At 54.2% G+C, this 22,011-nt stretch carries 23 protein-coding genes; 17 read left to right on the top strand and 6 right to left on the bottom strand.

Annotated elements, in window-relative coordinates; translation table 11 throughout:
• Positions 1–334: 334 nt before the first annotated feature.
• Complete coding sequence (locus RHJ31_RS08450) at positions 335–649, bottom strand: hypothetical protein (protein WP_302676298.1); 315 nt, start codon at positions 647–649, stop codon at positions 335–337.
• 170 nt (positions 650–819) lie between these two features.
• Here RHJ31_RS08450 and RHJ31_RS13190 point away from each other — a divergent pair, with 170 nt between their 5' ends.
• Together RHJ31_RS13190 and RHJ31_RS08445 are read left to right on the top strand one after the other, a co-directional pair.
• Positions 820–1,074, top strand: a complete 255-nt coding sequence (locus tag RHJ31_RS13190) for a helix-turn-helix transcriptional regulator (RefSeq protein WP_315862891.1) — start codon at positions 820–822, stop codon at positions 1,072–1,074.
• A gap of 52 nt (positions 1,075–1,126) precedes the next feature.
• The gene (locus RHJ31_RS08445; protein ID WP_302676297.1) at positions 1,127–1,339 is read left to right on the top strand and encodes a hypothetical protein; all 213 of its coding nucleotides are present in this window, start codon (positions 1,127–1,129) and stop codon (positions 1,337–1,339) included.
• Between the two features lie 505 nt (positions 1,340–1,844).
• On the opposite strand, the gene RHJ31_RS13260 is transcribed toward RHJ31_RS08445, so the two are convergent.
• Positions 1,845–2,399 carry a tyrosine-type recombinase/integrase gene (locus RHJ31_RS13260; RefSeq protein WP_399376026.1) on the bottom strand — a complete coding sequence of 185 codons (555 nt, stop codon included), beginning with the start codon at positions 2,397–2,399 and terminating at the stop codon, positions 1,845–1,847.
• Between the two features lie 212 nt (positions 2,400–2,611).
• On the opposite strand from RHJ31_RS13260, the gene RHJ31_RS08440 reads away from it, so the two are divergent.
• The 11 genes from RHJ31_RS08440 to crcB (RHJ31_RS08390) all read left to right on the top strand — a co-directional run bounded on the left by RHJ31_RS08440 (position 2,612) and on the right by crcB (RHJ31_RS08390) (position 12,396).
• Positions 2,612–2,917 carry a hypothetical protein gene (locus tag RHJ31_RS08440; RefSeq protein ID WP_302676296.1) on the top strand — a complete coding sequence of 102 codons (306 nt, stop codon included), beginning with the start codon at positions 2,612–2,614 and terminating at the stop codon, positions 2,915–2,917.
• Positions 2,918–4,722: 1,805 nt separating this feature from the next.
• A complete protein-coding gene (locus tag RHJ31_RS08435) occupies positions 4,723–6,213 on the top strand; it encodes a hypothetical protein (RefSeq protein ID WP_302676295.1) in 1,491 nt (496 codons plus the stop codon).
• Positions 6,214–6,223: 10 nt separating this feature from the next.
• Positions 6,224–7,819, top strand: a complete 1,596-nt coding sequence (locus RHJ31_RS08430) for a hypothetical protein (RefSeq protein WP_302676294.1) — start codon at positions 6,224–6,226, stop codon at positions 7,817–7,819.
• Positions 7,820–8,144: 325 nt separating this feature from the next.
• Positions 8,145–8,360, top strand: a complete 216-nt coding sequence (locus RHJ31_RS08425; protein ID WP_302676293.1) for a hypothetical protein — start codon at positions 8,145–8,147, stop codon at positions 8,358–8,360.
• A 38-nt stretch (positions 8,361–8,398) separates the two neighbouring features.
• On the top strand, positions 8,399–8,977 hold the full coding sequence (locus tag RHJ31_RS08420) for a hypothetical protein (protein ID WP_302676292.1): 579 nt from the start codon (positions 8,399–8,401) through the stop codon (positions 8,975–8,977).
• Entirely contained in the window at positions 8,961–9,251 is a 291-nt protein-coding gene (locus tag RHJ31_RS08415) for a hypothetical protein (protein ID WP_302676291.1), read from the top strand. The genes RHJ31_RS08420 and RHJ31_RS08415 overlap by 17 nt, the downstream gene beginning before the upstream one ends.
• Before the next feature lie 22 nt (positions 9,252–9,273).
• Positions 9,274–9,747, top strand: a complete 474-nt coding sequence (locus RHJ31_RS08410; protein WP_310828385.1) for a hypothetical protein — start codon at positions 9,274–9,276, stop codon at positions 9,745–9,747.
• A gap of 74 nt (positions 9,748–9,821) precedes the next feature.
• Positions 9,822–10,061: a hypothetical protein gene (locus RHJ31_RS08405; RefSeq protein ID WP_302676289.1), complete on the top strand. Its 240-nt coding sequence runs from the start codon at positions 9,822–9,824 to the stop codon at positions 10,059–10,061.
• 892 nt (positions 10,062–10,953) lie between these two features.
• On the top strand, positions 10,954–11,601 hold the full coding sequence (locus tag RHJ31_RS08400; protein ID WP_302676288.1) for a universal stress protein: 648 nt from the start codon (positions 10,954–10,956) through the stop codon (positions 11,599–11,601).
• On the top strand, positions 11,598–12,032 hold the full coding sequence (gene crcB / locus RHJ31_RS08395; protein ID WP_302676287.1) for a fluoride efflux transporter CrcB: 435 nt from the start codon (positions 11,598–11,600) through the stop codon (positions 12,030–12,032). Before RHJ31_RS08400 ends, crcB (RHJ31_RS08395) begins: the two co-directional genes overlap by 4 nt.
• Positions 12,019–12,396: a fluoride efflux transporter CrcB gene (gene crcB / locus RHJ31_RS08390; RefSeq protein WP_302676286.1), complete on the top strand. Its 378-nt coding sequence runs from the start codon at positions 12,019–12,021 to the stop codon at positions 12,394–12,396. The genes crcB (RHJ31_RS08395) and crcB (RHJ31_RS08390) overlap by 14 nt, the downstream gene beginning before the upstream one ends.
• 8 nt (positions 12,397–12,404) lie before the next feature.
• Here crcB (RHJ31_RS08390) and acnB read toward each other — a convergent pair whose 3' ends face one another.
• The 3 genes from acnB to pheS form a co-directional block, all read right to left on the bottom strand.
• Positions 12,405–15,011 carry a bifunctional aconitate hydratase 2/2-methylisocitrate dehydratase gene (gene acnB, locus RHJ31_RS08385; protein WP_302676285.1) on the bottom strand — a complete coding sequence of 869 codons (2,607 nt, stop codon included), beginning with the start codon at positions 15,009–15,011 and terminating at the stop codon, positions 12,405–12,407.
• A 130-nt stretch (positions 15,012–15,141) separates the two neighbouring features.
• Positions 15,142–15,777 carry a ParA family protein gene (locus RHJ31_RS08380; protein ID WP_302676284.1) on the bottom strand — a complete coding sequence of 212 codons (636 nt, stop codon included), beginning with the start codon at positions 15,775–15,777 and terminating at the stop codon, positions 15,142–15,144.
• A 12-nt stretch (positions 15,778–15,789) separates the two neighbouring features.
• On the bottom strand, positions 15,790–16,800 hold the full coding sequence (gene pheS / locus RHJ31_RS08375; RefSeq protein ID WP_302676283.1) for a phenylalanine--tRNA ligase subunit alpha: 1,011 nt from the start codon (positions 16,798–16,800) through the stop codon (positions 15,790–15,792).
• Positions 16,801–16,925: 125 nt separating this feature from the next.
• Between pheS and RHJ31_RS08370 the strand changes: the two genes are divergently transcribed.
• Positions 16,926–18,290, top strand: a complete 1,365-nt coding sequence (locus RHJ31_RS08370) for a CPBP family intramembrane glutamic endopeptidase (RefSeq protein ID WP_302676282.1) — start codon at positions 16,926–16,928, stop codon at positions 18,288–18,290.
• Here RHJ31_RS08370 and RHJ31_RS08365 read toward each other — a convergent pair.
• Entirely contained in the window at positions 18,287–18,802 is a 516-nt protein-coding gene (locus RHJ31_RS08365) for a L,D-transpeptidase (RefSeq protein ID WP_225901523.1), read from the bottom strand. The genes RHJ31_RS08370 and RHJ31_RS08365 overlap by 4 nt on opposite strands.
• An 87-nt stretch (positions 18,803–18,889) precedes the next feature.
• Between RHJ31_RS08365 and RHJ31_RS08360 the strand changes: the two genes are divergently transcribed.
• The 3 genes from RHJ31_RS08360 (at position 18,890) to RHJ31_RS08350 (ending at position 21,953) form a co-directional block, all read left to right on the top strand.
• Positions 18,890–19,531 carry a cofactor assembly of complex C subunit B gene (locus RHJ31_RS08360; protein ID WP_302676281.1) on the top strand — a complete coding sequence of 214 codons (642 nt, stop codon included), beginning with the start codon at positions 18,890–18,892 and terminating at the stop codon, positions 19,529–19,531.
• 63 nt (positions 19,532–19,594) lie between these two features.
• Positions 19,595–20,611 carry an oxygen-dependent coproporphyrinogen oxidase gene (gene hemF / locus RHJ31_RS08355; protein ID WP_302676280.1) on the top strand — a complete coding sequence of 339 codons (1,017 nt, stop codon included), beginning with the start codon at positions 19,595–19,597 and terminating at the stop codon, positions 20,609–20,611.
• A 13-nt stretch (positions 20,612–20,624) separates the two neighbouring features.
• Entirely contained in the window at positions 20,625–21,953 is a 1,329-nt protein-coding gene (locus RHJ31_RS08350; protein ID WP_302676279.1) for a cytochrome c biogenesis protein, read from the top strand.
• Positions 21,954–22,011: the final 58 nt, after the last annotated feature.

Here is a 22,011-nt window from a genome sequence, read left to right as displayed (position 1 = left end):
CCGACTGACGTCTAGGCCTACTACTCTATTCATTGCTTCCTTCGTAAATTAGGGACTTTTCCACCGTTTTCCCCCTGTGCAAAGCCCTAGATTGTCCCATAGTCGCCCAAATCTACTCGAAGGCCTAAGGGGCGGTGGGGGCAACTGCCGAGACCGAGATACCAAGAAGGCCAAAAGCCCTTATCTTTCCGAGGTCTACTGGCAGGTGCCTGTCCCCACCGACGGACCGGGGGTGGAAGCCGATCCGCGATCGCCCCTAGGGTGGGGCGATTTCGTCTCCCGGCTTCTAAGGAGACTCGTCAGGCGGAAAGCAATCGCCTAGATGTGAAGGAAACTAGTCGGTGAAGATTTCTTCCTCCTCAAGCTGCCTTTTCATTTCCGCTAGTCTTCCCACGCCCACTCTGGCTAAACCCTCATACTCGACGCAGTTGATCAGGTTAGCCGCATTGCAGTTTTCAAGCATCGTCTTCAAAACCCTCGCCTCGCTGCCTGCTATCCTGCACTGTGAGCCGTTCTCTAAGCGACAGATTGCGTAAAAGTCGTCTTGATGAAAGTCCCCATAAAACGAGACATCGGTCAGTTTTGTTAAATTTATGTACCGGTCGTCATCGACTCGGTACCAAGGCGCCAGATAGAGTTTTATGGCCATGGTAATGCTAGCGATCGCGAGTTCTTAGCTCCGATCGCGCGATAGTTGCCAGATTGTGCGAATGCATAGCCACTGCCAAGCATGGCGTTGGCTAAATATCACCTAAGCTGATATACGCTTAGGTTTATAAGAGCACTCTAGCTTAGATTCTTTATTCGGTCAAGCGGATAATGCAGAAGGATGAAAATGTACTTACTCTGAAAAAGTTGCGGCGGAGATCGGGGTTGACCCAGACGCAGTTGGCTAACCATCTAGGACTGCGTCAGGGGACGATTTCAGATTGGGAATGCGGTAAAACCCAACCGCGTTTGTCTCCCACCGAAACTCACAACCTCTGTCAACTGCTCGGTTGTACGCTTGATGAGTTGAAGGAGGCTTTTGAGAACACTAGGTCTATGCACAAAATAGAGAGCGATCGCCAGTGAGCCGGCGATCGCCGCTAAAGTAAAGGGTAAGTTGTTTCCTGATAACTTTATTATGCTGCAGCCTCACTACCTTTTAAGTCGGCAACTAAGCCGCAAACAGCGCTTAACCCAAGATTTGACTTTATTGATCAGCCGTCGGGGCGGCGGACTTCGCATTGAGTTTCTCGAAGACTCTTTTGTGCAAGCCGGTGAAGGCTTCACACTGACTCGGGAAGAGATAGAAGAACTTTTAGAAAAGCTATGGCCAGAAAATGCGGAAACCTGAGCAACTTCTACTGTCCTTCAAAAGCCCGCTGCCAGAAGAAGGGCGATCGCTCTCGCCCCCCCAAATTCTTGCAGGCGTGAAAGCCTCACCCCCAGAGGCTTCCGACGGTTTTCCACAGTCTTATGTAACGCGTCCTGATAGGTTACATAAGACTTCTTTGTCGTCACGAGTTCTAAAGACCTATCAATGCGGCAACGTCACCTATCAGCTTGAAGTAGTCAATTGCGGAAAGTCCAGTTGCAAGTCTTGCCCGCATGGACCTTATTGGTACGCTTACTGGAAATCGGGTGGCAGAACCCGATCCAAATACATAGGAAAACGCCTAAATCCTATTCAAAAGGATTCGGCTGGGAGAGGCCAATGCCGGCTTCCACCTAATTAACCGCTAAGCCCCCCGGCTGGCCGTTCAAAATCCCACTTATATTAAAGACGGTCAGCGCAGCAACCGTTAACGTTTGGCCGCTATCGGCGGCGATCGCCCCCCCCTGCCCGCGATCGCCCCTCCCTACAGCAGATCCACCGCCGCGGCCAGGTCTTGGTCGAGAACATCACAGTAGCTCTGGACGAGTTTCAGATCGCTGTGACCGCTAAGAGCTTGGATATGCCTGCTGTTAAGCCCCAGCTTGGCTAGGTGCGTGATTGCGCCTCTCCTGACAGAGTGCGTACTATAGCCTACCCAGCCCAAACGCAAGCAAGCCGCCTTAAAGTTTCGCGCGTAGATTTGTAGCCGCAAAGGTCTTTCTGGGTTGAAGAAAGACGGAAAGAGCCAAGGGGAACGGCAATGGCGGTACTCTTTCAGAATCTGCTTTAGCCGACGACTGATCGGCACCTCTCTAGTCTTTCTGTCCTTGCGGATCCTACCCGGTATTACGATCACATCCCTAGTTCGGTCTCCGTGGTAGCAATCATCTACCTTTAGCTGGCAGACTGCCCCTGCCCGCTCGGTTGTGTACCAGCAAATTGCGAGGATAGTCCGGTAGGGCTGCTCCAATTCTTGGAAAAGTTGTAGGAATTGCTCCTGGCTTAGGGGTTCTGCTTTGCCAGATCGATTGATCTTCACGGTTCAGATTTTCCTTAATTTGGCTCTAAAATTGAACTAGAAACCCTTGATTTTGCTTCTGCTTAGCCCTGCAGCTCTCTTCTGGAGAGGCTTCGGGGCTTTTAGATTGAGTTCAAATTTTCCCAAAATCTGAACTTGATTAAGATTGCTTCTCTCCCGAAAAAAACGCTAAGAACCTAACTAAAATTTTAGGTTAGTTTAGGGTGATACCTATGACAGCTTTTGCTCCTACAGACTTGCCTAGTTCGGTTAACACCGTTGAAAAATTAGCCGTGTGGACCGCGATCGTGCTCAACCACTTGAACCCAAATACCACCGCCATAGAGGCTCCAAACACCGCGGTTCGAGTCGCTACTAGCGGGATTTTCTATATCGTCGACTCCGACCCGCCACGTTGGCGGCACGTTGGGCGCCAGTCGATTCCCCTGAATCCGAACTGGCAGCGCGGTAGCGCCAAGATCTGGACTTTTGCTGAGGATCTAAGCAGCGCGGCTATCCCTGCGGAGTTCAAGAGCTAAACCTACTCTGCCGCGAGCTAGAACTAGATGTTTGCCCCGCCGCGATGTTTGCCCCGCCGCTAGGATTCGTTGCGCCGCCTCCGCCCGTAGTTCCGGCAGCCCCGACTGCCATACCTATGGTTCCCTTCCCGCTGGCTAATCCTAGCGGCTATCCTTTTGAACCCCCTCCTGACGATCGAATCGTGCTCGACCCGGTTGAGTTTACGATCTCCCGAGCAAGGGAGCTAGGGGTCGAACCCGACAAGCTTCTACAAGATTCTCTTGCCTTTCTGGAAAACTCACTAGCCCATCTAAAAGACTTACTAGAGCGGGCATACCGCCAGCACTTTTACTTGGAGAATTATGTCCGCGGTTATGCCCCCTTCTATGGGGAAGAGACGACTATAATGGTCCCCCCCTTTCGGGGGGGTCAGGAATATGGAATTCGATACCGAGTTAGGTTCAAGTGCCGTTATCAAATCATTGAGTCGTGCCGTCCTACTTTCAGCCAAGGATACACATCACAAGCAATTGTACCTGGTCGCATACTGGGATTCCGGCTAACAACAAGGAACCCAATCAATTGTCCTAATTTACCCGGTGGTCCTTATTATACGACCCATATTTGGGTTGCGGATATTCAGACCAGTCCCACTAGTTTGGTCCGAGAGTATCACGTAACTGGGCTTTCTAGTGAAGGTATCTACTGGTCCGTTCTATCGATATCCTCGATAACACGCGCAGATGACCAAATAGATACCGGCGGTGATCCACCTGCCACTATCCCGCAGCAGGGTCCCAAGAGGGCGCCTGCGGGTTTTGCGCCTGCGCCTCCTGTTCCTCCCCCTGCTAAGGAACCAGTAAACCCTGTTGTTCCCGACTTTATTCCGCGTAAGTTACCGCCCGGAATTCCAGATCCTGAGTACCCCGCCCGACCCAAAGAGCCTGAGCAACCAGAGCCTGAGCCCCAACCCCCTCCGGCGACTATCCCTGGATCGCCCCAGACATTTCCCCTGCCAGTAATATTGCCTGAGACTGCGCCTGCTGGGCCACCCGAAGAATCGCCGCCGCCTCAAAATCCGCAGCCACTGCGGCCGGTAGAACGACCTGAGCATCCAGAGCAGCCGCGGGAAAACCCGCCAGAAAACCCGCCGGAAACTCCTAGCCAACCCCGGCCAATCCCTTACCCCCCGCCGCTGCCTGCAGTTCCTAAGACCCCTGAGCCGCAGCAGCCCGAAAAAGACGTCCCGCTGAAACCCCCTAGTCGGCAGCCCCCAGACCCCAATTTGCCTCCGCCGCCGGTAGTCCCCGCCCCCTCCCCTAGCTCCCCTAGCACCCCCCTAACTCCCGCACCCTCGCAACCGCCAGATCCTGCGCCGGCGACGGTGCCGGTTGCTCCTCCGTCGCCGCAACCTCTGCCCGGACTTCATCCGCCAGAGCAACCCGCGCCGCCCTTAGAGTGGCCGCGTCCCTCTGAGTTACCGCCTGCGACAGCTCCTGCTAGGCCCACTCCGGCGGTCCCCTTGCTGCCTAGTCCTATCCCCGGCTGGAATCCTGATCCGCCGGGCGTGCCGATCGCTCCCCCCAACCCAGTCTTAGATCCGCCCCCCTCTGGCCCCCCTAGTCGTCCTCCGGTGCCAGAACCGCCAACGACCCCAATTCTGGCGCCGCCGCTACTGCCGCCGTATTTGCAGCCTCCCATTACTGGCCAGCCCCCCTACTGGCCGCCCGTAGTCTTGCTTCCTCCGGAAGTGCCGCTCACCCCAGTCGAACCCCCACCAGATCAGGGAGAGGGAGATCCAACCTGTGATTGTTGCGTTGAGCTTATGAATAACAAATGCAATGAACTCAACATCTACATCAGAAACTACTTTGATCGGTTGTTCGATTTGGTCATTAATCAGCAACAACAGGGTGGCAATATCTGCGAAGAACCTTGTTTAGTCCAAGTTCTTGAAGACTTGGAGACCATAAAAGCTGAACTAGAAAACTTAAAAGCAAGGGTAGAGCCAGGGCAAAACCCATTGCCAACTCCTCTAACTGTCCCTTACGTGGCCGAGACTACAGCAGAGGACGTGCGCGAGCTGCGCACATTAACCCTTAGCGTCGTGAATCCTCCGCCGGAGGCGCTGCCTTTACTGACCCGAAGTGCTGATTTGGCTCTTTCTGATAAGCCGCTAATCACACCGATAAAACGAGTTTACAACCTCCTGGGTGGCGATCGCTGGCAGTGGGATAGCAATAATCAAGCCCAAGGCTGGCAGCTTAATCCAGAAGCCCTTATCCTGCAGGCCGTTGAAGAGCACTACCAACCCGAAGTTACCGGGGATAGCGATCGCCCGCAGGTTCAAACAAGCATTCAAAGCATCACTGTAACCAATATCCTAGAATTAATCGCAGCGACGTTGGCAGTGCCACACTTCCGCTCCGGTCTCTGGAAGTACCCCGCAGAGGTCCAGGGCGGTTTAATTTCCCTAGTGGAAGACTTTCCGCCAAACTCCGAGCTTAGCTACCTTAAAGCCAAGCGAGTTTTCCAAGACGTGCAAGATTATCGCCAGTGGTACTTAGAGCAGCTGGACGCAGTCTTCGGTCATTGGCAGCAAGTTATTGAAGTCGAAGATACGGACGCCACCGAACCCGGTCAGCAGAAATCGCGCATAGTCATCCCCAACCTCTCGGAGGCGGTCACTGAGTTACTGGGGCAATTAATAGTCGCCAATATTAACTTAAAGGCCTTGCTTAAAATGGGGAGTAGCACCCTTATTGAAACGATCGGGGCGCGCAAGGAAGCGATCGCCACCCAGTTTAAGACAGACGCGATAATTGACTATTTAGCCTTCCCGATCAAAGAAAGGGTAATTGAATTGCCAATTTTGGCGACTTTGCCCGACGAACTGTCGCGGGACGCTCAGCCCTCGCAAGAATTACTAAGGCGCTGGGCTAACCTTGAGAACTTCCTCCAGCCCAGTAAGAAAAAAATCCCCATTCTAGAGTTTGCGGGCGGCAAAACCAACTTCCAGACTGCCCTATTGGACTTGCTCCAAGCCGCTGCCATTGTTAAGGCTCACCTAACCCGCAAGCTACCGAAAACACAGGCCGAATTTGTCAAACAAATTAAAGATATGCTCGGCCTACTTAACCAAGAAGAACTTGCGGAAGATTGGAGGCGATTTATAGAGCAAGTGGAACAGGGCTTCTCAAGCGATCCTGACCTTTGGCCCAATACTCTTCAAGGCAAGCCGTACGGCAGAAGCCCAGAAGAAAGGCCCCGTATAGTAGATTTGCAGAAGGATAAGAATAATAATGGCTCTCCCTAAAGCACCCGCAGTGGCACTTTCGGCTATCAAAAGCAAAGCCTTAAGTGAAGCTATTATCCGCCTTCAAGGCAGCGAGTCTTCAGTGAAATCTATTAGCCTCGGCGTTAAGAGAGAAACCGGAGGCTCCTCAAATTGGTTGTCCAACGCGTTGAGTTGGGCTTTGGGGCAGCTTGGTGGCTTTCTCGTTTGGGGAGCTGGCGCTCTTGCCCGTGCTTTTTCCTTCAGCTTGACTAGCTTAGTATCTTGGGTCCAAGCGGGCACTTACTTCATCTGGACCTTCAATTGGAGCATGACGGATCAAGAAATTGCCCAGCAGATAGAAAGCGCCAAAGTTGGCATAGCCAGCCTTCTCGGAGGAGCAGCAGGCGAGCTCGCGGGTTATCTTACCTGCGGGGCTACCGCAGGAGGGCTTCTCTACGTCTTTAACCCTCAAATGGCGGCCTACGTACTTAAAGAGCTGGGCGAAGAGGGCTTGGAAGAATTCTTGGGTTACATTTATTCCCTAGCCAGCACAACATTTCAGACTAGCGCCTACTTCGCTTTTGTTAAGCTTTACCAGTCAAATCGCGCCTTATTTCATTTGTGGCGGGATTTGGCCGGCACTGCCTTAGATAGCGTCGTGCCTGGTCAGCTAAGTTGGACAGAATATGTAAAACAGAGACAAGCCGACGGAGGCTACCTTTCGTTTGCGGGGTTTATCGAAGAGTCCGTTGAGACGTTAAATCCAGTAGCTGCTGCCTTTTTCGAGGAATTTTTCGAGGAAGTTTTCGAGGGGTGCTTTGAAGCCTTGTACGTAGTCGGTGGGTCTGCCGAAGCTTGGATTGCCGAGCAAAGAGTGCAGCAGCAAATCCAGGCACAGCAAAAGGTTGTGCAAGTGATTCCCAACCGCGAAATAGAGAAGGAATCTGTGATCCTAGCGGGCGATACCCAAAGCCTTAAACCCGCCATTACCTCCGTCTTGGCAACCTATCAGCTCGTTGAAAACCGCGATGTGGGGGCGATAGTTGGCCAGCCAGTGCCGGATTATCTTGCGGCTAACCCGCAAAGTCTCCGGATAATCATCGAGATGATGAGTGTTCCTGAGCCACCTTGGACAGATCTCCAAAGGGGCGGCCGTCGAGCCAAGAGGGTAACGATCGCCGTTCCTGATCTGGACAGAACCAAACTGGACTGGGAGAAGATCAAGCTCGCCGTGGGTGGCGAGAATGGGTATCTTTATGGGCGCTTTCGCGCGACCGCCTTTTTGAGCAATGGGCGACAAATGGCTTGCTACTGTGCCAGCGAGGAAGAAGCAGAGCAACTCATGGCTAGGCTTTTGACTCTCACGCAAGCTGAGCTGCTCAGGCTCTCCATCACAGAAGAAAAGCGGGAGGGCGAATTGGCGCGGCGGCCTGGACTCTTGAAGGACATAGTGCGGGTGTATCCCGCCTACTTCACAATCCTCAACCGTCGCGAGTACTTTGCCCCTAGGGAGGGGGAGACCCGTCAAAGCCTGCGCCAAAATTACCAAGATCGGAGGGTTAGGATTCCCCTCTACCCCAAGCAAAAGCCTGATTGGGCCAACGAAGCGATCGCGGATTTGCTTCGCTTCGGCACGGTTCGTTAATTTTTTTTAAGACTAGGGGTTAGGCCACCAAGTGGGCATTTGCGTATTTTGGAGAATTGACAAACCCATAGGGGGGCACAGTTTTTTTTGGGGTGTGGTAGCACTAGGTTTGGCGTGCCAAACCCCAATTGATTTCAGTTGCAGGGGCAGTTACTGATGGAGGTGTCGAGTTCTGTACTGAACCATGCCCGCAGATTTAACCTTTAGCCAGCTTGCCAGTGCGTTGCCTTCTGGTAGCGTCTTGGAAGATCAAAACTACGGGCTTGTCCTAATCCCTTCCGCGATCTCTGGCGATACCATCGATGAGCTTAGCGATAGCGGTGTTGTGGAGACGCTATTCAAACTGGTGCGAGCGGCAGGTGCAGCTCAGACGGCTGCTAATCAAAATGCGCCCGCGGGTCAGCGGCTCAATGCGTTTCCGCCCCTAGTACCTTCGACTCCCACAATTGCTGCGGACGGGCAAATCCGCACTCGAATGACCGCTAGCATTGTCGCGGAGATGCCGGTAGACCCGAATGCGGCAGTCGGGCCACAACAGTAATCAGAATTTGGCTTAGTTGGGTTAGGAGGGAGTCCGCTATGGGACGGATCAAGAGGGCTTGGTATTACCAGAGAAAAGCTGATGCTGCTGAACGTCGGGAGCAGGCCTTGCGAAACCGGCAGCCCAGTGAGAAGCCTTATGCCCCACTGCAAAACAGGAAAGAGGCAGTCTATGCTTCGTGCCTGTTGACTAAAGCGGGCAGCAACAACTCTAGAAGCTCACTAGTCTTTAAAGTCAAGTATCCAGAAGTGGGTGGACTTACTGCCGTAAAGCTGGGCCTGTTTGAAACTAGCGAGTTTAAGGAAGCCCCCTCCGTGCGCAAGTCGGCTATTTACCCGACTACCGTTCGCTGGTACCTAGGAACCGCCACTCCGTCTCGCAAAAGAACACAGTGGGGGACTTCCTGGATTCAATACTACGAAAACGCTCAGGGAGGAAACCAATCGCACTATTCTTCTCCTATTTCGGCCAAACAAAGCCACGTAACTCCTGCAGAGCAAATTGCAACATTTAACACGATCTTTGAGGGTGCGGACAAACAAGCGCTGCTCGGGGGGAAGAATGGTCGAGCTTACTTGATTATGGAAAGGTTGCGCGGCTATGGAACCTCAATTTAATGACCAGGGTATTGACTTAGAAGAGGCTTGGCGCCTTGACCATTTACTTGCGGTTCCTGCTTTCTGGTATCCCTGGATGGACGAAGAAGAGTGGGGAGAAGAAGTTCGAAACATGCTAACTCGTTCTAAAGCTACTCACGATTTCATCGACGGGAAAATCGATCCAGAGGATTTCGCGTGCGTTCTGGCCGAGACCGGGGTAACCGAGCCTTACGAGCTTGCAAGCCGCTGGGAGGAAGGCTTTTCGTTCCTAACTGCCTCTTATTTGTTTTGAAATTAATTGTAATTAGGGTGAATTGACCGTGAGCGGGCCTTACGTAGCGAGTAACTGGCGCCGCGCCAACTGGCAGTTGCTCGCGCGAGTTAGCGGCGACGCCGGGTGGAGCGAATATCCCGACGAAAATGGAAGGCTTGGGGTCTACTCGTTTGTCACGGAGGTCAATATTTTGCTGGTGGGTGTTGGTTCCGTCCTAGCAAAACCCCATTGGCAGTATGGCGGCCTTCTGCGCGGCGGCTACCCGATCGCCGGGCAGCGCGATCGCCAGTTCGGGACCTTTGCTGCCTTCGCGGAGTATAAGCTCTACCTACGGCACTATCGGATAGTTTACCTCCCCCCTACCTATGACGGGACTTATGTTTGGGAGATTATTCCTCCTTACTGGTTCGGAGACTGCCAGTACGAGATCTATCAATGGGCTGGAGAGTATTTCGTACCTGATCAGGCTTACATCGATAACCCTTTAGACGTTGGGAGCCCGTTCTCTAATTAAGGCGGATCGACTAATAGCGACTGATTAACGGGTTGGAGAGGAGACGCATGATAGTTGGAAACTGGGAGCTACCTATGAATGATGAAGTAATAAAACTGCTAGAAATCCTCTCTAGACTTGATATGCGATTAGAGCAGCTAGACTCGGATCTGAACGAAATTAAAAACGATGCGAAGTTTAAGCAGTTAATAATAGTTATCCTCTTGAGCTCGATGCTCGGAGTGAATTTACTTAAAAACAACACCATTCAATCAGTAGAGGGTTTGTTAAACAATGATTTACCTACTGTGCCTTCCAACGGAAATTCGCGATAACGGGTTAATTCGATGGAATCTTTGGCTAGTTAATGGCGATCGCCGGGTCGATCGCGTAAATGTTTACTCGGGCGCGCCCTCCGCCCAGATACTCAACTCCGGGAGCTCTGACTATCCAGGCTCTTTGCGGCCAATCCCGCCAGGGAAGTACCACCTAGGCCAAATAGAGTACAATCCCCAAGGTTGGGGAGCTGGGATTGGCCATTACTGGATAGACCTTATTCCTTTTCCAGATACCCAAACTTACCAAAGATCGGGATTTGGAATTCATCTCGATGCAAACTACTGGACCCCCAACGGACGGGGCTCTGCGGGGTGCTTAGTTACTCCTCACCAAAAGGATTTAGATCGGATACTAAAGTGGTCGGGATCGCAAGCCCGCCCAAGCTTTCTAGAGGTTAGGCATACGCCAGATATGGTACCGCTTACCAACCGCTACCCTATAGATAGAGTGCGCAGGGCTTGGCTGGAGTTAATTAGCTGGTGCGAGGGAACCAGCGGCCCAGATGGATACAGAATCTCTTTTACTGCTGCCAAGTTCGACGGGTTTCAAGACCACCCTCGCAAGGTGTACTGTGCAGGCAAACACTGCAGCGACGCTGCGGGGAAATACCAGTTTCTCTCAACCACCTGGGACGAATGTCGAAAAGCCCTAAAGCTGCCGGACTTTTCGCCGGAGAGTCAAGATCAGGCCGCTCTTTACCTAATTGATAGGAGAGGAGCCCTAGAGAATATCGATAAGCTTCAGGTTGCGATCGCTTTGGATAAAATCTCTTGGGAGTGGGCTAGTCTGCCAAACAGTCGGGGCGTTGGTCGTTATGGACAACCAATCAAAAGCTTAAATGAGGTTAACTCTAAGTTAAGAGAACTCTTAAAGGAGCGTTTCTAAAATATGGTGGGCAATCTTTCCACCCTTGGCAGTCATTGGACACTCTCCGAACGCCTCTTTTTGCTGCCGGGGAATTCCGCAAAGGCAACGGTGCAAGCGGCGATCGGTGCTTTACCCTTATCCGCTGGGGTGGCGGGGGGTGAAACGATGCTGGCGATCGCGGTTCTCTCGATCCTGATTACGGCTCCCTTGGGGGCATGGGCAATTCCCACGTTTGCGCCAAAACTCCTGCAAAAGGGCGAGGTGGATGCCACCAAAGTCCTGCTACAACCACGGGTAGTCCTCTTAGCACCGGTGGATGTTTCGAGTGTCACCCCCTACGTTCTCCAAAAGACGGCGGAATTAGCGCGGCGTGCTGATGCGGAAGTGATTGTGCTCCATGTGCAGGATGTTCCTGATCCCAAGGCAGTGGCCACACTCGAAGCCCAAGTCAAGCAGTACCTCGCAGACATTCGCTATCGTTTCATTGTGACCGCTGGCCCAATTCCCCAAGCCATTTTGGATACGGCAACCCTCTACAACGTGACCGAAATTATCCTTGGCAAACATGGTCAAAAGGGTCTCAAGCGTATCCTCATGGGGTCTGTGTGTCAGAGTATTCTTGAGACCTCAACTCGACCCGTGTTGATTGTGGAGGAGCCACGCTCGTGATCTCGATTCATCCTCGTCGGTTGCGCCCTGCGTTGGCCGTTAGTCTTGGAGCCATCCCCGCTGCCTTGAGCCGCTTCTTACTGGAGGCCTATTTGGAACCCTATCTTACGGGTAATGTGCCCTTTGCTACGCTCGTCGTCAATGTCACGGGTTGCTTTCTGCTGGGGGTGATTGCTCCCCTTGCCTTTGCCCGCACGTTTGTACTGCATCCCGATTTGCGCTTGCTATTGACAACGGGGTTTATTGGTTCCTACACAACCTTTTCATCCTACGAGTTGGATAACGACAAGCTCTTGGGGATCACAGATGCGGCAGTCGAGGGTTTTTACTGGCTCGGCAGTACAGGGCTGGGATTATTAGCACTGGAGTTGGGCAGCCGCCTCATGCTGCGGAGTCTAGCCCATTGGGAGAAGTGGGATGATCGCACCTGAGAGTGTATTGGCCATTGCCATTGGAGCGGTGCCCGGCGCTTTGACACGCTACTACGTCGGTTTATGGAGCGATCGCCGCTTTGGCACCCTTGTCTTCGGTACCCTGAGCGTGAATCTCATGGGTGCCTTTCTTATGGGCTTTTTGAGCCATATTTTAGTCCGTTGGGAAGCACCGCTGTGGCTCAGCTATGGCATCACCGTCGGTTTTTTGGGATCTTTGACCACCTTTTCTACGTTTACCCTCGAGGTATCGAACCTGCGCCGTGAAGGCTACCCCCGCATTGCGTGGCTGTACTGGCTGAGTACGCCTATCCTCGGGTTTCTCTGTGTGGAAGCCGGCATTGGCCTTTCCCATTGGATGTAGATCAACGGCTAGCCGCCAATACTGGCCAGTAGCTTCGCTTCCTCCTCCTTGGAAATGAGGCGGCCTTGGTTTTCGTAGTCGGGAATTTGGTCAAAGTAGAGGTAGCGATAGAGATCCGCTGCAAAGGGATCAATTTTCCGCGTCACAATCTCTAGGTACTCCTCGCGGGTGGGAATGCGCCCCAGTAGGGCACAAACTGCTGCTAGCTCTGCAGAACCAAGATAGACCCGTGCCCCTTTGCCCATGCGGTTATTAAAGTTGCGGGTGGAGGTGGAGAAAACCGTGGTGTGATCAGCAACGCGGGCTTGGTTGCCCATGCACAGGGAGCAGCCTGGCATTTCCATGCGGGCACCAGCGGCAGCAAAAATGCTATAGTAGCCCTCTTCGCGCAACTGCTGCTCATCCATGCGGGTGGGGGGTGCAATCCAGAGGCGAACCTTCACCACCCCCTCTCCTTCCAGTACCTTGGCAGCGGCACGGTAGTGGCCAATATTGGTCATACAGGAGCCAATAAAGACCTCCTGCACTGGATCGCCAGCACATTCGGAGAGGGTTTTGATATTGTCGGGGTCATTGGGGGCAGCCACAAGGGGTTCCTTGATTTGATCTAGATCCACCTCAATCACATCGGCATACTCGGCATCCGGATCGGCAGAGAGGAGACTGGGATTGGCCAGCCATGCCTCCATCTTTTTCACCCGCCGTAGAATCGTACGCGCATCGCCGTAGCCACGAGCCACCATATTTTTCAGGAGGGCTACATTGGAGCGCAGGTAGGTTGCCACCGTTTCTTCACTGAGTTTAATCGTGCACCCTGCGGCCGATCGCTCCGCTGTGGCATCGGTGAGTTCAAAGGCCTGCTCCAGTTGCAAGTGCGGCAGCCCCTCCATTTCCATGATCCGTCCGGAGAAAACATTCTTTTTATTCTCCTTGGCAACGGTGAGCTTACCCTGCTGAATGGCCACATAGGGAATGGCATTGACAATGTCCCGCAGCGTCACCCCCGGTTGCAACGCACCTTTGAAGCGCACCAGCACCGACTCCGGCATATCCAAAGGCATCACCCCCAAGGCCGCTGCAAAGGCGACCAAGCCAGAACCTGCTGGGAACGAAATGCCCAAGGGAAAACGGGTATGGGAATCCCCCCCCGTGCCCACGGTATCGGGCAGTAGCATGCGGTTGAGCCAAGAGTGAATAATGCCATCCCCCGGTCGCAGTGAGACGCCCCCTCGCGAGGTCATAAAGTCCGGCAGTTCTTTGTGGGTTTTGATGTCAACGGGCTTGGGATAAGCCGCCGTATGGCAGAAACTTTGCAATACCAAATCCGCACCAAAGCCAAGGCAGGCCAGCTCCTTGAGTTCATCGCGGGTCATTGGGCCTGTCGTATCCTGGGAGCCAACCGTTGTCATGACCGGTTCACAGTAGGTGCCGGGGCGAACGCCGGGGAGACCACAGGCTTTACCGACAATCTTTTGCGCCAAGGTATAGCCCTTACTGCTCTCAACGGGGGGCTTGGGACGAGTAAAGAGGGGACTGGGTTCTCGGCCAAGGGCAGCCCGTGCTTTGTCGGTGAGGGTACGCCCAATGAGAAGGGGAATGCGCCCCCCCGCTCGCACTTCATCCAAGAGGGTCTCGGGTTTGAGGGTAAACACACTGATGACCTCCCCCGCTGCATTGGTGATTTCGCCGCGGTAGGGGTAGATCGTGATCACATCCCCCATATTCATGCGGGTGACATCGCACTCAATGGGCAGCGCGCCGGAGTCCTCCATGGTGTTGAAGAAAATGGGCGCAATTTTGCCACCAAGACAGACGCCCCCTGTGCGCTTATTGGGAACGTAGGGAATGTCGCGACCAATGTGCCAAATCACAGAGTTGGTGGCGGACTTGCGGGAGGAACCGGTGCCGACCACATCCCCCACATAGGCAAGGGGGTAGCCCTTTTGCTTCAGTTCGGCAATGATTTGCAGTGCCCCCGGCAAGCGGCTTTCCAGCATCACCGTAGCGTGCAGCGGAATATCGGGGCGAGTGGTGGCATGGGGGGCAGGGGAAAGATCATCGGTGTTGGTTTCACCCGCCACTTTGAAGACAGTGACGGTAATCGCTTCTGGAAGGGGTTCACGGCAGGTAAACCAATCCCCATTGGCCCAGGATTCCATCACCTGACGGGCGTAGGGGTTGCCTTGGTGCATTAGGTCTTGGACATCGTGAAAGGCGTCATAGACCAAGAGGGTATGGCTGAGGGCCTTAGCTGCCGCAGCGGCCAATTCAGGGGTCTGATGGCACAGCAGATCAATCAGCGCTTGGACATTGTAGCCCCCCAGCATTGTCCCTAGGAGTTCCACCGCTGCAACGGGAGTGATGAGGGGACTGATGAGTTCTCCTTTGGCGATCGCCGTCAAAAAGCCAGCTTTAATGTAGGCCGCTTCATCGACACCGGGGGGCACGCGATCGCGAATCAGGTGCAGTAGGTAGTCTTCTTCGCCCGCTGGGGGGTGTTGCAGGAGATCACAAACCGCCGAGGTTTCTGCCGCCGTCAGGGGCAAGGGGGGAATTCCCAAGGCAGCACGTTCTTGGGTTTGCTGACGGTATTGGCTGAGTACGGTTGTGTCCACGCGCTGTTGACCTCAATTCAGAAATACAAAGGAAAACAAAATCGCTAGATGCGGATCTAAATTCTAAGGTACAGATTCGCGTTTGGTTCTTTGGTTACTTTAGATACGGATATCCTAGGGGCGATCGCCCCTATCGCCAGTCCCGTTGTAACTCTTCAGCAACGCGGCGGTAATCCGCTTGAGCTTCCTTCGCCTGCTTGCCCTTCCATTGGGTAATGGGAACCCCATCGAGAGCCGCCCGTTCATGGGCTTTGTAGGCGCGGATAAAGGAGTGACAGGCTGCTACGCCCAACTGCAAGAGCGTATTTTGGGCTTCGAGGGCTTCATTGACACAGCGGGGATCAACGCGGGTGAGCAGGACGCGGTGGGGAACGTTAGACGGTTGCACCACTTGCTTCACTGTTTCAATGAGGGCGGCAAGGTCAATGGGGGCGGGGGGGGTGGGCAGCACCAGATAGTCGGCGATCGGTACCACCGCTGCTAGGGCACTGGAGGCCAAGGCCGGCGGCGTATCGACAACAATCAAGTCATAGCCAGAAAGCTGGCGTACCCTGCTGAGGAGTTTGGGGTTAAGCTCCTGGGCGAGATCGAAGCCCATGGATTGGCCACTGCGTTGAAACCACCACGTCGCCGAGGCTTGGGGATCCGTATCCACCAACAACACTTTGTACTGCTCGGCATAGGTGGCTGCTAGGTTGATTGCCGTTGTGGTTTTACCAACGCCTCCCTTACCGTTAAGCACAGCGAGCAGACGGGGTTCAGCCAAGACCCTATCCTCCTAAAACTGCCGCAGAAAGCGCAGATCGCTGGTGTAAAAGCGGCGAATATCATCAATTTGATGCAGCACCATGGCAAACCGCTCCACACCGAATCCGGCGGCAAAGCCCGTGTAGACCTCTGGATCGTAGCCGACATTTTTGAGCACAGCAGGATCCACCATGCCACAGCCCATCACCTCTAACCAGCGTCCCTGCCACTGCACATCCACCTCCGCCGAGGGTTCCGTAAAGGGGAAATAGCTGGCTCGGAAACGAATGGGAACATCACCAAAGAGTGCCGCTAGAAACGTCGTGACGGTACCCTTGAGGTCGGTAAAGGTCAGCCCCTCATCCACTGCCAAAATCTCAACCTGATGGAACACAGCCGCGTGGGTAGCATCCTCCGTATCCCGCCGGTAACAACGGCCGGGAGCAACAATGCGAATGGGCGGATCATTGAGTTCCATGTAGCGGATTTGCACCGAAGAGGTGTGGGTGCGCAGCAGATTGCCATCGGGCAGGTAGAAGGTGTCCTGCATGTCGCGCGCCGGGTGATCTGCAGGTGTATTCAGCGCCTCAAAGTTGTAGTAGTCAGTTTCCATTTCGGGGCCATTGGCAACGGTATAGCCGAGACCCACAAAAATATCGAGGATGCGGTCAATGGTGCTATTGAGGGGATGAATGTGCCCTTGGGGCCGATAGACGCCCGGCAGGGTGACATCAAGGCTTTCAGCCGCCAGTTGCGCAGCAATTTTTTCGGCTTGCAGGGTTTCGCGGCGGGCTTCTAGTTCTTGGAGCAGTTTTTCCTTGAGGGTGTTGGCGAGGGCACCAATGGTGGGGCGATCGCTAGGGGGCAGTTTGCCCATAAGGGCGAGAATTTGTGAGAGTTCGCCTTTTTTGCCCAAGTAAGCCACGCGCAGTTGCTCTAGGGTATCGAGGGTGCGGGCTGCAGCGATCGCCTGTAGGGCTTTGGCTTCTAAATCTTTGAGTTGTTGGCTGAGCCGATCACGATCAAGGGTGGGGGTCGTCATGGCAAAATGCAGTTGCGGGGTGCACAAATGGCAACAATTTCGGTCAAGATAAAGCATTCCCACCTGTTGGGAATAAGCCTTGATTATAACGCTATGCCCGCAGTTGCGATCGCGATGGTTCTCGAATGCCGATTCCTAACCTCACCAGCCAGCCTAAACAGACGGTCAGTCAGTGGCTAGCCAGCGCACCCCAAGCCTTTCTCCGTTCACCGCGGTTTTCTACGAACTGCGAGCAACAGATGGCGATCGCTGCCTGTGGGCTGTGGTTTTGGGCACAACTCCTTTACCTGCACGATTTGTCCGCAACCCCTTGGCCGTGGCTCGAAAGTGTGGTGGAGGCCGCCGCCGTCGTGATCATTGGTGGTTTCCCAGTGCTATGGTGGGCAAGTGGCCAGCGGGATTTTAATAAGATGACCCAACGCTGGCCGGGGCGGTTACTCCTCAGTTTGGCACTGTACATTGCCATTGGCTTGATTCTCCCCCAAACAGGGCGCTTTCCTTGGCAGCGGGTTCTCACCAATTTAATCTTTGCTGATCAGCCGTGGCTGAACTTGCTGATCTTTCTCGGAGGCGTCTGGGCCATGGTGCGCGTCCCTGTCCTCTTGCAGCAGCAAACCACACCGACACCAGTGTTGTGGGCTTGGATCAGTGGAGCAGCACTTTATTTGTTGCTCAGCCACAGTGGGTTGATTTCGCCAGCCTTCCCCCAGGAGCACACTGAAGGATTCATTATTACGCCCATTTATCTGTTCCTATGTGCTTGGGGCGATTGGCAGCGGCGACACCCGCCACGGGCGACCCCCACGGGATTGGGACTACACGACATTCCCCTAATTGCGGTCTCGCTTTTTAGCCTCTACTGGTTCTCGACCCCCTACTTTCGCTTTGGCCCTTTTGTGGCACTGCAACTGTTTATTTTGGTGATCATTTTTGGCAGGGGGCTGGGGCGATCGCACTTTGGCTATAGTTTTGAACCCCGCTGGTGCGATGCTCGTTTATTGGCGGCAATGTTCTTGGCGGCTTTGGTAACCATGGTGCCCTTGGGGAGTCTATTGGGCTTTTTGCCCTTGGCGAAATTTAACTTGACGCCTTCGCCTTTGGCGGTGTTTGTCTATGTCACCCTCTTTGCAATGCGGGTGGGCATTTTTGAGGAGGTGCTCTTTCGCAGTGGTTTGATGATTTTCGTGCGGGATCTGTGGCAGCACTATGGGGGCGATCGCCAGCGGCCGGTGGTCATTGCTTGGGGTGCCATTCTCATTTGTTCGCTGCTTTTTGGTATTCTCCATGTAGGCAATGAGCCGAATGCCGATATTCAACTGCCCCTCATGGCCTACCGAGCGGTGTATATCATCATGGCAACCTTGGCCTCCCTCTTTTACTGCCTCACCTTTGCCTGTACCCAGCGCCTCTGGGCGGGCGTTCTCCTGCATGGTCTGGTGGATGCGATCGCCGTCGTCTTTTTTGGCGCTGCCCTCGTCACTCCTTTCTAGCGCACCACAATCACAGGCACACCCGGCTTGACTTTCTCAAAAAGCTCCTCAATGTCGCGGTTGTACATCCGCACGCAACCGTGAGAAACCGCATGACCAATGGAATCCGGATGGGGGGTACCGTGCAACCCAACCCAATTGGTGCCATCACTCCAAAAGCCAATCCAACGCCGCCCCAAGGGGTTGCGGGGATGTCCACCAGCAATCACTGCCCCGGTAAAGGGATTTTTCCAAGCGGGATCGCGAATCATCTCCCGCACTTGAAATTGACCTGTGGGGGTTTCCCACCCCGGACGACCTACGGCCACTGGATACCGGCGCAGGGGAGTTTGTCCTTGATAGAGGGTCAATTGGCGCCGTGATAGGCTGATTTCTAGACGTAGGGGAGCGGTGACCGCCGGTGGAGGAGCAGTAGCAAGGGCAAAGGGGAGACGACCCCAAAGACTCAAACTCACCCATCCAATAACCGCGATCGCTCGCTGGCCAGCTTTTAGGAAGCCTTGTGCTTTCATTCCGCAATTCACTCCTACCACTGTGAGATTGGCATTGGGGAATAATAGATAGCTACGTTGCTACTGAAAAATTTTTCAAAATTCTAGATGAATGACCAAGTTCTCCGCTATTTACCCCTTGCAACGGGGGTTTTGGGGGGCACACTTCTCCTCATCAATCGCCTCTTGACCCCCATGCTGACCCCTTCCCAAGCCCGTGCCGATGTCGTGGGGGTGATCCTTGCGGCAGTCTTGATTTTGACGACGCTGATTTGGCAGCGGGTGCAGCCCCGTCCTGCGGAAGCGGTGATCCTTGAAGGGGAAGAGGGATTCGAACTTGCCGATGATCTGGATGCTGCCCTGAAAACAGAGCTGGCGTGGCTGTCCTATACCTTGCTGAAGAATACGCCGACAAAGTCCATTGTCATTTGGCGAGCCGATCGCCCCCTCCTGCGGCGCGGTATTCTGGGGCCCAAACCAATGACGGCCACGGGTGCCATTGTGCAGCGCGCCCTGCAAACCCAACGCCCCATCTATTTAGTGAATTTAGCCCTTTACCCCGGACGCATTGAATTTGACTATTTGCCCCCCAATACCCAAGGGGTGATCTGCCAACCGGTGGATGCGCAAACGGTGATGATTCTCGGCACCAATGCCCCCCGCCGCTATACCAAACAGGATGAACAGTGGGTAGCTGCCCTTGCCGCAAAATTCGCCCAGGTGCTGGCAGAACAGTACAATAAAGCCTAGACACGCTTTGAAGCGACTTTTTTTTGACACTGAAGACCGTTTATTAGGATTTCGATATTTACTATGACTGTTGCCACTTCTGCTACCCCTGCTGTGCCCAGCGACTCGCGTCAACGGGCAGCGACTTTTTTGAAAGACCTCCAGGATCAGATTTGTCAGGCCCTAGAGGCAGCCGATGGCGGTGCCCAGTTTCAAGAGGACAGTTGGCAACGTCCCGAAGGGGGCGGTGGTCGCTCGCGGGTGATGAAACATGGCCAGCTTCTGGAGCAGGGGGGCGTTAATTTCTCAGAGGTGTGGGGGGAGCAATTGCCGCCCTCAATCTTGGCGCAGCGGCCAGAGGCAGCAGGTCATGGCTTCTATGCCACGGGTACCTCCATGGTGCTCCATCCCCGCAATCCCTATGTGCCAACGGTGCATTTGAACTACCGCTACTTTGAAGCAGGTCCTGTGTGGTGGTTTGGCGGTGGCGCAGATTTGACCCCCTACTACCCCTTTGCTGAGGATGCGAAACACTTTCATCAGGTGCATAAGGCTGCCTGCGATCGCCACCACAGCGAGTACTACCCTGTGTTCAAACGCTGGTGTGATGAATACTTCTACCTCAAGCATCGTGGCGAGACCCGTGGCGTGGGCGGCATTTTCTTTGACTACCAAGATGGCAGCGATCGCGAGCTTTACCGCGGCCCTGATCCCCATGGCGAAGCTGCTCGCTACAGTCAAAAGGTCGGTTCCATCGGCAATCGTTCGTGGGAAGACCTGTTTGCCTTTATTCAAAGCTGTGGCCAAGCGTTTCTAGAAGCCTACCTACCGATTGTGGAACGGCGGCGTCACCTCGAGTATGGCGATCGCGAGCGGCAATTTCAGCTCTATCGGCGCGGCCGCTATGTGGAATTCAACCTCGTCTATGACCGCGGCACCATCTTCGGCCTGCAAACCAATGGCCGCACCGAGTCTATTTTGATGTCCCTGCCCCCCCTTGTCCGCTGGGAATATGGCTATACCCCGGAACCCAACAGCCGCGAAGCGGAACTGTACACCACCTTTCTCAAGCCCCAAGACTGGGTGAATTGGCCACTCTAAAGCAACTCTAAAGATGGACGCCCCTGTGTTTCGCCGTGTTCTTGCTCTCCTTGGGGATCTGCGATTAGCGATTCTCCTGCTGCTGGTGATTGCGATCGCCAGTATCGCTGGCACTGTGATTGAGCAGGGGCAATCCCTCAGCTTCTACCAAGAAAACTATCCCGCAGACCCTGCCCTGTTTGGTTTTCTCAGTTGGCGGGTGCTGCTGGCCCTAGGGCTAGATCATGTCTATCGCACCCCTTGGTATCTCACTCTGTTGGTGCTCTTTGGGGCGAGTTTAACGGCCTGTACCTTCACTCGGCAGGTGCCTGCCCTCACCACGGCTCAACGCTGGCAGTACTACCACCAACCGCGTCAATTCACCAAACTGGCCCTGAGCACCACAATTCCCCAAGGCTCCCTCAAGGAACTGGCCGCTGCCCTGAGCGCAAAGGGCTACCGCGTCTGGCAAACCGATAATCAACTCTATGCCCGCAAAGGCATTGTTGGTCGCATTGGCCCGATTGTGGTTCATGCCAGTATGATTCTGATTTTGCTGGGGGGGATTTTGGGGGCGCTGACGGGCTTTATGGCGCAGGAACTGATTCCCAGTGGTGAAACCTTTCATCTTCAGCACATTGTGCAGGCGGGGCCACTGGCGCGCATCCCCCAACACTGGTCGGTCAAGGTAAATCGCTTTTGGATTGATTACACTGATGCGGGTGACATTGACCAATTCTACTCGGATCTCTCGATACTGGATGCGCAAGGCCAAGAGGTGAAGCGGGGCACGATCCATGTCAACCAGCCCTTGAAGTATGGCGGGGTCACCCTCTATCAAGCGGACTGGAGTATTGCCGCCATTCGCTTTCGCCTGAACAACAGTCCCGTACTGCAACTGCCAATGGCCCAGCTGGACACAGAAGGCAAAGGTCGTCTTTGGGGCACATGGCTGCCGACGAAACCCGATCTCTCGGAGGGGATTTCCCTGATTGCGCGGGATTTACAGGGCACGGTGCTCATCTACAGCCCCAAGGGCGAGTTTCTCACCAGCTTGCGCACCGGCATGAGTACAGAGATTAACGGTGTGACGCTGACGTTGATTGAACTCGTGGGCAGTACAGGGCTACAAATTAAAGCCGATCCGGGGATTCCCCTGTTTTATGCGGGCTTTGCCCTGTTGATGGCGGGGGTGATCATGAGCTATGTGTCCCACTCCCAGGTGTGGGGGCTGCAGGAGAATGATCTCCTCTATGTGGGTGGCCGCACCAATCGGGCACAGTTGGCCTTTGAGCAAGAGTTCGTAGCGATCGCCCATGCCTTAAACCGCCAAGACCAGCCCCTAGCCGTTGAACAAAATTAGCCGGCACTCCCCCTTGACTCTCTCGTTCACTGGAGACTTCACGATGAATCGCAGGAGC

It is taken from the genome of Thermosynechococcus sp. JY1331 (genome assembly GCF_031583475.1).
Taxonomy (GTDB): Bacteria; Cyanobacteriota; Cyanobacteriia; order Thermosynechococcales; family Thermosynechococcaceae; genus Thermosynechococcus.
The sequence above is the reverse complement of the archived record's forward strand: the minus strand, read 5'-3'. Positions and strand labels throughout refer to the sequence as shown.